This window comes from Myxococcus sp. AB025B (genome assembly GCF_006518215.1).
Classification (GTDB): Bacteria; Myxococcota; Myxococcia; order Myxococcales; family Myxococcaceae; genus Myxococcus; species Myxococcus fulvus.
The window spans coordinates 1-9,585 of record NZ_SRLW01000354.1; the positions used below are offsets into that span (position 1 = coordinate 1).

The 9,585-nt window shown below is 70.4% G+C and carries 12 protein-coding genes; 6 read left to right on the forward strand and 6 right to left on the reverse strand.

Features of this window, described 5'->3' with window-relative positions; genetic code table 11:
- Positions 1–572: hypothetical protein (locus FL311_RS44460; protein WP_141332442.1), on the forward strand; the 572-nt coding region annotated here is incomplete at its 5' end.
- Between the two features lie 123 nt (positions 573–695).
- Positions 696–1,397, forward strand: coding sequence for a VOC family protein (locus FL311_RS37260; RefSeq protein WP_141332443.1), 702 nt, complete (start codon positions 696–698; stop codon positions 1,395–1,397).
- 33 nt (positions 1,398–1,430) lie between these two features.
- On the opposite strand, the gene FL311_RS37265 is transcribed toward FL311_RS37260, so the two are convergent.
- Genes FL311_RS37265 through FL311_RS37290 form a run of 6 tightly spaced genes read right to left on the reverse strand, consistent with a single transcriptional unit; the run spans position 1,431 to position 5,140 of the window.
- On the reverse strand, positions 1,431–1,967 hold the full coding sequence (locus tag FL311_RS37265; protein ID WP_141332444.1) for an AAA family ATPase: 537 nt from the start codon (positions 1,965–1,967) through the stop codon (positions 1,431–1,433).
- 15 nt (positions 1,968–1,982) lie between these two features.
- Entirely contained in the window at positions 1,983–2,465 is a 483-nt protein-coding gene (locus FL311_RS37270) for a MaoC family dehydratase N-terminal domain-containing protein (RefSeq protein ID WP_141332445.1), read from the reverse strand.
- 6 nt (positions 2,466–2,471) lie between these two features.
- Complete coding sequence (locus tag FL311_RS37275) at positions 2,472–2,867, reverse strand: MaoC/PaaZ C-terminal domain-containing protein (RefSeq protein WP_141332446.1); 396 nt, start codon at positions 2,865–2,867, stop codon at positions 2,472–2,474.
- A 47-nt stretch (positions 2,868–2,914) separates the two neighbouring features.
- Positions 2,915–4,045, reverse strand: a complete 1,131-nt coding sequence (locus FL311_RS37280; protein ID WP_194869521.1) for an SDR family oxidoreductase — start codon at positions 4,043–4,045, stop codon at positions 2,915–2,917.
- Between the two features lie 23 nt (positions 4,046–4,068).
- Positions 4,069–4,665: a dephospho-CoA kinase gene (gene coaE / locus FL311_RS37285; protein WP_141332447.1), complete on the reverse strand. Its 597-nt coding sequence runs from the start codon at positions 4,663–4,665 to the stop codon at positions 4,069–4,071.
- A 10-nt stretch (positions 4,666–4,675) separates the two neighbouring features.
- A complete protein-coding gene (locus FL311_RS37290; RefSeq protein WP_141332448.1) occupies positions 4,676–5,140 on the reverse strand; it encodes a hypothetical protein in 465 nt (154 codons plus the stop codon).
- A 133-nt stretch (positions 5,141–5,273) separates the two neighbouring features.
- On the opposite strand from FL311_RS37290, the gene FL311_RS37295 reads away from it, so the two are divergent.
- From FL311_RS37295 to FL311_RS37310, 4 genes are all read left to right on the forward strand, one after another.
- The gene (locus tag FL311_RS37295) at positions 5,274–5,780 is read left to right on the forward strand and encodes a cytochrome c3 family protein (protein ID WP_141332449.1); all 507 of its coding nucleotides are present in this window, start codon (positions 5,274–5,276) and stop codon (positions 5,778–5,780) included.
- Positions 5,781–5,787: 7 nt separating this feature from the next.
- Positions 5,788–6,435, forward strand: coding sequence for a ribosome biogenesis GTP-binding protein YihA/YsxC (yihA, locus tag FL311_RS37300; protein WP_141332450.1), 648 nt, complete (start codon positions 5,788–5,790; stop codon positions 6,433–6,435).
- A 72-nt stretch (positions 6,436–6,507) separates the two neighbouring features.
- Positions 6,508–8,175, forward strand: coding sequence for a DUF6178 family protein (locus FL311_RS37305; protein ID WP_194869522.1), 1,668 nt, complete (start codon positions 6,508–6,510; stop codon positions 8,173–8,175).
- Positions 8,176–8,325: 150 nt separating this feature from the next.
- Positions 8,326–9,585 (forward strand): O-antigen ligase (locus FL311_RS37310; RefSeq protein ID WP_141332452.1); only part of this gene is annotated, 1,260 nt, incomplete at its 3' end.

Genomic DNA, 9,585 nt, shown 5'->3' on the forward strand with positions numbered 1-9,585 from the left:
GGGCGGAAGGGGAGGGCGGGCCGCTGGACGAGGAGGACGAGGAGCGCTCCCCCAGCGTGCTGATTCCCGACGTCGACGAGCCCTCGCCGGGGAGCGACGTGCTGGAGCTGCTCGCGCGCGACGAGTCCACGACGCAGGAGTACGGCGTCCCCGAGGGCGAGACGGACGAGTACGGCGTCCCCGCCACGGAGAGCGAGCTGGAGCGGCTGCTGCGCGGCGCGGCGGACCTGCTGGAGCTGGATGACCACTCGGGCGCGGTGGACCTGCTGTTCAAGGCGCAGGAGCTGGCGCCTGGAGACCCTCGCGTCGAGGCGCTGCGCGCGCGCAGCGAGCGGATGCTGATGGCGATGCTGGAGTCGAAGCTCGGAGACCTGGGGCGGGTGCCTCGCGTCCGGCTCCAGGCCGACGACATCATCTGGCTCAGCCTGGACCACCGAGCGGGCTTCGTGCTCGCGCAGATCGACGGCGCCGTCACGTTCGAGGACCTGTTCTCGCTGTCGGGCATGACGCGGCTGGACACCGCCCGCATCCTCGCGCAGCTCCTCGACGAAGGCGTCATCGCCGCCGCCTGAGTCCCGCTTCGGCGGCTGTGCCTTCCTTCCGTCTGGCCTGATTGACAGAGAGCTGTCTGGATGACAGGTTCCTGTCTTGTTGTGTGGTTTCTCCAGGACCTCCGTTGAAGAGGAGCACCTGCCATGCATGCGGATGCCAGCATCCCGGCGTTGCCCTGTGTCGAGCTGGACTCGACGCTCGCGTTCTACGGCTTGCTGGGCTTCGACGTGACGTACAAACAGCGCACGCCGAATCCCTACGCGGCGACCCGACGAGGGGGCGCGCATCTCCATTTCTTCGGCTTGAAGGGCCTGGACCCGGCGACGGCCTTCAGCACCTGTCTCATCATCGTGGACGAGGTCGAACGTCTGCACGAGCACTTCGCGAGCGCCTTGCGCGAGCAGTACGGAAAGCTGCCCCTGCGTGGCGTCCCCCGAATCACCCGGATGCGGACGGGGCAGTCGCGCTTCACCATCGTCGACCCCTCCGGGAACTCGGTCATCTTCATCCGTCGTGACGAGCCCTCGGGCCACGGGGATGACGGGCAGGAGCCCCAGTCCGCCCTGGCCAAGGCGCTGAAGACCGCGCGCCGCTTGCGCGACTTCAAGAACGATGACGCCTCCGCGGCCAAGGTCCTCGATGCCGCGCTGAAGAAGCCCGACGGGGGGACGGTGGTGGAGCGGGCACGCGCATGCCTGGCGCGCGCTGAGTTGGCCGTGGTGCTGGACGACGCGCCGAGGGCGAAGTCCCTGCTCCGAGAGCTGGACACCCTGACCTTGTCGAAGCCGGAGCGGGGCTCCCTGCAGGACGAGCGTGAGTCCCTGGAGCGCCTCCTCCGAGTCTGAGCCGCCAGCCCACGGTCCGCGGCGGGCGCCTCGTCACCGTGAGAGGTGCTCGAGGACCTGCCTCGCACGCGCCCTCGGACTCCCCTCGACTTCGAGCACCGCCACGCCGAGCCCATGCGGGTCGTCGAGGAGCAGCTCCTTCAACGTCTCGTCCACGGCTTGCCGCAGCTCCGCGTCCTCCGAGGCGGAGAGCGCGATCCGATCCCGCGACTCGATGCCGACGAACACCACCAGGTCGAGCTTGCGCAGGGCCTCGCGCACCCGCGGCAGCCACGCGTCCAGGTCGAACGCGTCACCGTCCTCGTGGGCCCGCAGGTAGCCGAGGAAGTCCACGGGGCACCGGTCGAACAACACGTCGCGCCCGTCCTCCTCCGCCAGGTTCTCGAGGGAGCGAACCAGCTGTGCCTCGAAGTCCTCCAGGGACGGGGGCTGCGCGAACTCGTGCCCCTCTTCCTCCAGCTGGTGGTACGGCTCATCCACCGTCACGTAGGAAGAGGGCAGCAGCTCCGCCAGCTCCTCGATGAGCGTCGACTTGCCCGCGCGATGGGTGCCGCAGAAGGCGATCCTCATGGCGCGAGCGGGGGACTACGAACCGCGGATGACGGCGGTCCAGGTGCCCTTCACCACCACGTCGCCGCGCTGGTTGCGCGACTCGCTGGTGACGACGACGAACTCCATGCCCGCCTTCTCATAGATGTTCGCGATGCGGCCCGTGGTGGTCATCACATCGCCCGGACGCATGACGTCCAGGAACTCCAGCTCCTGCTCGCCGTGCACCAGCATCAGCAGATTCACGCCCAGCTCCGGGTCCGCCACCGCCGAGCCGAAGGGCCGGATGGCGAAGACGACGGCGAAGCTGGGGAACGCAATCAAATCCCCATACGGCCCCGCCTTCGCGGCCTGCTCGTCGTGGAGGAGGGGACTGACGTGCGCGGGAGCCTCGCCCGGCGTGCCCGCGGCCGGGTGCGCGCCGCCGAGCGCCAGCGCGAACTCGCGCAGCTTCTCCGCGCCAATCGTGTACGTGTACGGGCCGTATTCCCGGCCGATGAAGCGCTTGTCGATGGCCATGGTGGTCTATCCCAGGGAGGCTTCGACGACGGCGCCCTTGAGGACGGCCTCGCCGCGCTGATTGGTGGCGGTGACTTCGGTGACCATCCGGTCGCCCTCGATGGACGTCACCTTGCCCTCGAACGTCACGGTGTCCTCGGGGCGCACGGGGCGCGAGAAGCGCACCTTCACCCTGCGGATGCGGCCCGGGTCTCCCACGAAGACCGCCACGGCCTCCACCGCCCAGCCCAGGGTGCACAACCCCTGGAGGATGACGCCCCCCAGGCCGGCCACCTTGCCGACCTCCGGGTCGATGTGGATGGGATTGAAGTCCCCGGATGCGCCCGCGTAGTAGATCGGCCGGTACAGGTCGCACTCGCGGACATGCGTGAAGGTGTCGCCTACCTGGAACGTGCGTGCCATGAGGCCGTCCTGTCTAGCACGGCCGGCCCCACGCCCAGCCCACGAACTCACCCCGTCGCGGTGCCCTGGTCCAGCGGGTCCTCCACCTCGGAGCCCTCGCGGCGCTTGCGGTACTGCTCCCGCACGTACGCCACCAGCTGGTCCAGATACGACGACAGGGGAGGGCAGCGCACCCCCGAGCCATCGAGCAGCTCCAGCGTGTTGTGGCAGTTGTAGATGGCCAGGTGGTTCACGTAGCTGATGGCCGCGCGCTGCGGACGCGCCAGCTTCTCCAGTACTGGCAGCCGCAGCATCACGTCGGCGGCGCGCGCGGACAGGTTGAAGCGCGGCAGCTTCTTGTTCGCCTTCTCCGCGATGAGCTCGTACACGCGCCGCGCGCTCATGGGGTTGGGGTCCACCAGGTGGAAGGTGCGCCCCGCCGCGCGAGGGTCCTTCGACAGCCGCCACACCGCCTCCACCACGAAGTCCACCGGCACCACGTTCAGCGGCGCCACGCCGTTGCCCGGCAGCGGCAGCGGCACGACGAGCGGCGACGTCACCAGCAGGATGCCCAGGTAGTAGGGCCCCTCGAACTTGTCGATCTCCCCCGTGCGCGAGTCGCCCACCACGCTGGAGGGCCGGTACACCGTCACGGGCAGCGTCGCCCCCGCGCGCGTCACCAGCCGCTCGGCCTGGAACTTGGTCTCCTCGTACGGGTTCCTGAAGCCCTGGCCCCGGTCCAGCTCGTCCTCGGCGATGACGCCCAGCCGGTCCCCGGACACGTAGCAGGTGGAGAAGTGGTTGAAGCGCGCCAGGTGCTCGCAGTCGCGCGCCAGCTCCAGCATGTTGCGCGTGCCGTCCACGTTGACGCGCCACGCGGTGTCCTTGGGCACGCCCAGCTGCGCGACGGCGGCCAGGTGGAAGATGTCCGTCACCCGCTCGCACAGGCGCTGGTACTCCTCGCCCGACAGGCCCAGGTGCATGTCCACCACGTCGCCGGTGAGCAGCTCCACGGTGGCGCCCTTCAGCTTGGAGGCGTGCTTCTGGGCCTCCTTCAGCGCCTTGGGCTGGACCAGCGCGTACACGTGGCCCTTGGGGTCCTCCCGGGCGATGTGCTCCACCAGCCGCTTGCCGATGAACCCGGGGTAGCCGGTGATGAAGTACGTCCCGCCGCCGGCCTTCTTGCGCGTCTCGCTCATTGCGCGCGCAGCATACTCGCCCGTCAGCCGCGCGCGAGCATGGCGCGCCAGACCGACTCCACCTGCTCCCGGGTGGACGTCAAATCCCCGCTGTTGTCGATGACCCACGTGGCCACCGCCCGCTTGTCGTCCAGGGGGAGCTGGGAGGCCAGCCGCGCCTCGGCCGCCGCCGCGTCCAGCCCGTCGCGGGCCATCAGCCGCGCCTTCTGCACGTCCCGGGGCACCCACACCACCGCCGTGCCCTCCATCCACGCGTGCATCCCGGACTCCACGAGCAGCGGGACGTCGTAGACCACCCGGGTGACGCCCCGGGCTTCCAGGGCCTGGACCTTCTCGATGAAGGCCTCCCGCACCAGGGGGTGGGTGATGGCGTTGAGGGCGGCGCGCTCCTCGTCGTTGCCGAAGACACGCGCGCCCAGCTTCGCCCGGTCCAGGCGTCCGTCCGGGCCCACCACGCCGGGGAAGCGCTCGGCGATGGCGGCCAGCCCCGGGGTGCCCGGCTCCACCACCTCGCGGGCGAGCACGTCCGCGTCGAGCACCTCCGCGCCCAGCTCCCGCAGCATCCGGGTGACGGTGCTCTTGCCGGAGGAGATGCCGCCCGTCAGCCCGAAGACGTGCACGGGCGCGGACCTACTTCGCGGCCTTCTGTGTGGTGAACGTGAGCGACTGCACCGTCTTGCCGTCCTCGTTGAAGAAGATGGCCAGCCCCAGCTTCGGGTACAGGAAGTAGGTGCGGAAGTCGTCCGTCAGCTTGCGCTGGTAGCAGGGCGCCGAGGGCACCGGCCCCGAGGGGCACGCGGGGCCGTAGCTCGTCTCGATGGTCTCCTTGTCGATGATGGGCCCGGGGAACACGTCGATGCGCTCGACGACCCCGCCGGCGTCCACCTTGAACTGTGCCTGGCTGGTGCCCTTGATGGCCTCCTTGCCCAGGTAGGCGATGGTCTCCTTGCCATCCTGGCTCACGGTGCGCGAGGGCTCACCGAACTTCTTGACCACCTCGTCCTTCTTCGTGACGCCGGGCTCCACGCCCTGCCAGGGCTTGGCGACAGCGGGAAGGGAGACGGCCACCACGGCGAGCGCAATCAAGGTCCTCATCACGACATCCTCCCTAATGGAAAGGGCGGGCGGGGCTCAAGCGCTGCCCTCTCTTTTCAACGGACGATTCCCGCTGGCATTCAACCACGAGACGCCTTGCCCCGTCCGGGGGGGAGTGTTACTTCGCGAGGTCATGCGCGCTCCTGGCATCCGGCTCCTGCCCGTCCTCCTGCTGGCCCTCTGCGGCGTGGCGGGGGCGGCTGATTTCGTCGGCGCTGACAGCTGCAAGGGCTGCCACCCTGAAGCCTACGAGGCGTGGATGCAGTCCAAGCACGCCCGGGCCGTGAGCTCCCTGTCCGAGCAGCAGCAGAAGGACGGCCGGTGCCTGTCGTGCCACTCGCCGGATCAGGTGGCCCAGACGCAGGCGAGTGTGAGCTGTGAGACATGTCACGGTGGGGGGCAGTACTACTCGCCGGAGTACGTGATGAAGGACCCGGAGCTGGCGCGGCTGGTGGGGCTGGTGGACCCATCCGAGAAGCAGTGCCGCTCCTGCCATGACGCCTCCTCGCCCTCCCTGCGGCCGTTCGATTTCAAGGAGTCGCTGAAGGCCATCGACCATTGGTCCGCCGAGCGCGCCCGCAGGGCCGCCCGGACCGAGGCGACCCCGGCGACGCCTCCTCCCGCCACCGCGAAGAAATAGCCGCAACGTGATCAAGATTCTCGACGCCCGCTTCGTCATCACCGCCGTGGAGCCCAAGGGCTATCCGCAGGGGCACACCGCGGAGGTGGCCTTCGTGGGCCGCTCCAACGTGGGCAAGTCCTCCATGATCAACACGCTCACCCACCGCAAGAAGCTGGTGCGCGTGTCGAACACCCCCGGACGCACGCGCACGCTCAACTTCTTCGACGTGGACCTGGAGCGCGGCACCGCCCGCTACCAGGTGCGCCTGTGCGACTTGCCCGGCTACGGCTTCGCCCGCGCCAGCAAGACGGACAAGGCCCAGTGGGAGAAGATGATCACCACCTACCTGGAGAAGCGGCACCGCCTGGAGGTCGTGGTGAGCATCATCGACGCGGAGGTGGGGCCCACGCCGGACGACCTGGCCACGCTCGACTACCTCCAGGCCCACAAGCGCAAGGTGATGGTGGTCGCCACCAAGATCGACCGCCTCACCAAGGCGAAGACGCGCCCCCGGCTCCAGGAGCTGGCGAAGCTGATGGACCTGCCGCTGGAGGCGGTGCTGCCGTTCTCCTCGACGGAGCGGCGGGGCGTGGACGAGGTCTGGGGCGCGCTGCTGGACACCTTCGGCCGCGCCTCGAGGGTGCGCGCGGAAGCCGCCCAGGACCCGGACTGATTCCATCGGGTAGTGGCCGCTCGGGCGGGGTTCCCCTCCCGGTGGGAGGGGCCCTGTGGTAGGCACGCCGCCGTGTCCGAGAACGGCAAGGGAAATGGCAGGGATTCGCAGCTCGCCTTGCGCGAGCTGCAGCAGCGGTTGATGGGGCTGTCGCCCCGGCGGCGGATGGAAGCGCTGCTGGAGGGCGCGGATGCGGGCGCGGTGGTGCGCGCGCTGCCTCCGGAGAGCCTCTACCTCACCATCCAGGAGGTGGGCCTGGCGGACGCGACGGAGCTGGTACAGCTCGCGTCCCCCGCGCAGTTCCGCGCCTTCGTGGACCTGGGCGCGTGGAAGCGCGACAAGGTGGACCCGCACGCCGCCCTCACGTGGCTGCGCGCCGCGCGCGGCGGCTTCGACGACACCGCCGAGTACCTGCGCAAGCTGCACGCGCTGGACCTGGAGGTGCTGGAGCTGGTGCTGCGCGAGTTCGTCGTGCTGCATGACCGGGAGGAGAACCCGGACGTCAACCCGCAGGGCGTGACGCTGGAGACGCCCGAGGGGCGCTACCTGGTGGAGATCACCGCCGAGGGCGTGGAGATGTCCGCCGTGCGCGCGCTCGTCAACGACCTCATCGCGGAGAACCCCTTCGAGGCGGTGCGCCTGCTGGAGGCCGTGCGCTGGGAGATTCCCGGTGAGCTGGAGGAGACGGCCTTCCAGTTCCGCAGGGGGCGCCTGGTGGACATGGGCTTCCCGTCGCTGGAGGACGCGGTGGCGCTCTTCAGCCGCGTGGACCTGGCCGCGCCGAAGAGGCCCCTGGTCACCAGCGCGCTGGCCGCGTCGCAGGGCCACGTGGACTACCTCGATGCGTCCTTCCGGGGCCTGACGGCGCTGGAGCGGCAGAACGCCGAGGACGAGCTCGCGGGCGTCGCCAACGCGGCGCTGGTCGCGGAGCTGGAGGACCCGGGCGACCTGGACGCCGTGCGCCGCGTGGGGGAGATGACGCGCGACTCCCTGTCGCTCGGCCTGGAGTACCTGACGGGCGCGGACCCCTCGCAGGCGACGGAGGTGCTGCGCGACGTGCCCCTCCGGCGCGTCTTCCAGACGGGCTTCACGCTGACGCTCCAGCTCAAGTACCGCGCCGACCGGCTGGCGAAGTCTCCCGGCGCCATGGTGGACGGCGTGCTGCTGGTGCTGCCGGAGGAGGCCGCCGCGCTGGAGGCCCTGCGCCGCAAGCGCCCCCGTCGCGCGCTGAAGGTGGAGGGCGCGGAGCCCGTGCCCTTCCGCTCCCTGCGGGAGATTTCCGCCAGCGAGGCGGTGCTCACGCGCGCGGAGGCGCAGGTGGACGTGCTGCGCGGCGTGCTCGGCGGGACGCCCGAGGCCGCGCGCCAGGCCGTGGCCCGCTTCGGCGCGCCGCTCGAGTCACTGGGCGTCCCGCGCCTGTTCGCCGCCGTGGTGGCCATGGCCATCCTGGACGGCCGGGCGGAAGCGCGCCCCGTGCCCCTGGGCCGTGGGGCGGAGCTGGGCGCCCGTCTCTTCGAGGGCACTCCCCAGGCGCCCCGGCTGCTTGCGTCCGCGACTGAACGCGCGCTGGCGGGCCTGGAGGGCGCGGTGCCCCAGACGGCCCGCGAGGAGCTGCGCCGCATGGTGGGCGTGACGCTCGCGAAGCTGCTGGAGGAGCTGGGCGCGGCGTGGCTCGAGGACACGACGTGGAGCCCCGTGGCCTCCGAAGTGCTCCCGATGGAGAGCGGCCCGGTCCCGTAGCTTTTTCAGTCTGGGAGGGGCTCCGGGCTCCGGAACCCCTCCGGGCCCGTGGAGATCCAGGCGGTTGCGAGCCCGACTCCTGGCACGCCCTCTGCTTTCAGGCAGCCCCACGCGGAGGTGTACGCGCGTGACTGCCAGAGGAGGAGGGACATGGTGCCGGGAGAGCAGGGGCAGCGCCGTGACGTGTGGGCCTTCTATTCGCTGACCGCTTTCGCCGCGGTGATGTACGCGGTGCCGGGCGAATGGATTCCGGCCTTGGCGCCGCTGCGGCTGGCGCTGATGACGTCGGTGGTGGCGGCGGGTTTGATGTTGATTCGCAGGTTGGGGCGCGGCGAGCCGCTCTACCTGGACGGAGCGCGAGGGTGGGCGCTCATCGGCTTCTCCTCGCTGGCGGTCCTGTCCGTGTCGTGGGCGGTGAACGCGGAGGTGGCGCGCTACACGGGTATCGAGCTCTTGAAGCTGACGGCCATCTACCTGACGCTCGTCAACGTCATCACCAGCGGCAAGCGGCTGGTCGTCGTGTGCGGCGCCATGGTGCTGGCCTCGGTGGTGACGTCCATCGGTGTCATCAACTGGTACACGGTGGGCGAGGACCTGGTGGAGGGCTTCCGCGCGCGCTGGGTGGGCGTGTACGCGGACCCGAACCACATGGCCATGAACCTGGTGCTGGTGGTGCCGCTGGCGGTGGCCTTCGTGGCCCGCAAGGGCAGCGCCTGGGTGTGGCGGATTGCCTGTCTGGTGGCGGCGGTGCTGGCGGTGGTGGCCATCGTCCTGTCGCACTCGCGCGGCGGCTTCATCGGCCTGACCGTGGCGATGGGCCTGTGGGCCTTCCGTGAGAAGCGCCGCATCCAGGCCATCGTCGTGGGCTCGCTCTTCGTGGTGGGCCTGGTGGTGTTCGCGCCGGAGAGCTTCTGGGCGCGCAACGAGACGGTGGCGGCCTTCCACGAGGACGCGTCCGCCATGGGTCGCGTCTACGCGTGGCAGGTGGCCAGCCGCATGAGCCTGGACAAGCCGCTGTTGGGCGTGGGCGCGGGCAGCTTCCGCTACGCGTGGGCGGAGTACGCGCCTCCGGAGGCGACGCGCGCGTACGTGGCGCACAACATCTTCCTGGACGTCATCGGAGAGCTGGGCTGGGTGGGCCTGGCCTTCTTCCTGGTGTTCGCGGGAGGCGCGTCGGGCGGGGCGTTCGCCGCGTCGGCCAGCCGCACGATGGGGTGGATGGCGCGAGCGCTGTCGGCCTCGGTGGCCGGCTATCTCGTGTGTGACTTGTTCTCCGGCTACATCCTCTCCGCGCACTGCTACGTGCTCTTCGGCCTGGCGGCCGCCGCGCACCGCATCGCCCGGGCGGAGGAGGCCAGGGAGTCGCTGGGTGTGCCGGAGGGGCGCTCGTCCGCCGCACCGGTGGGGGCG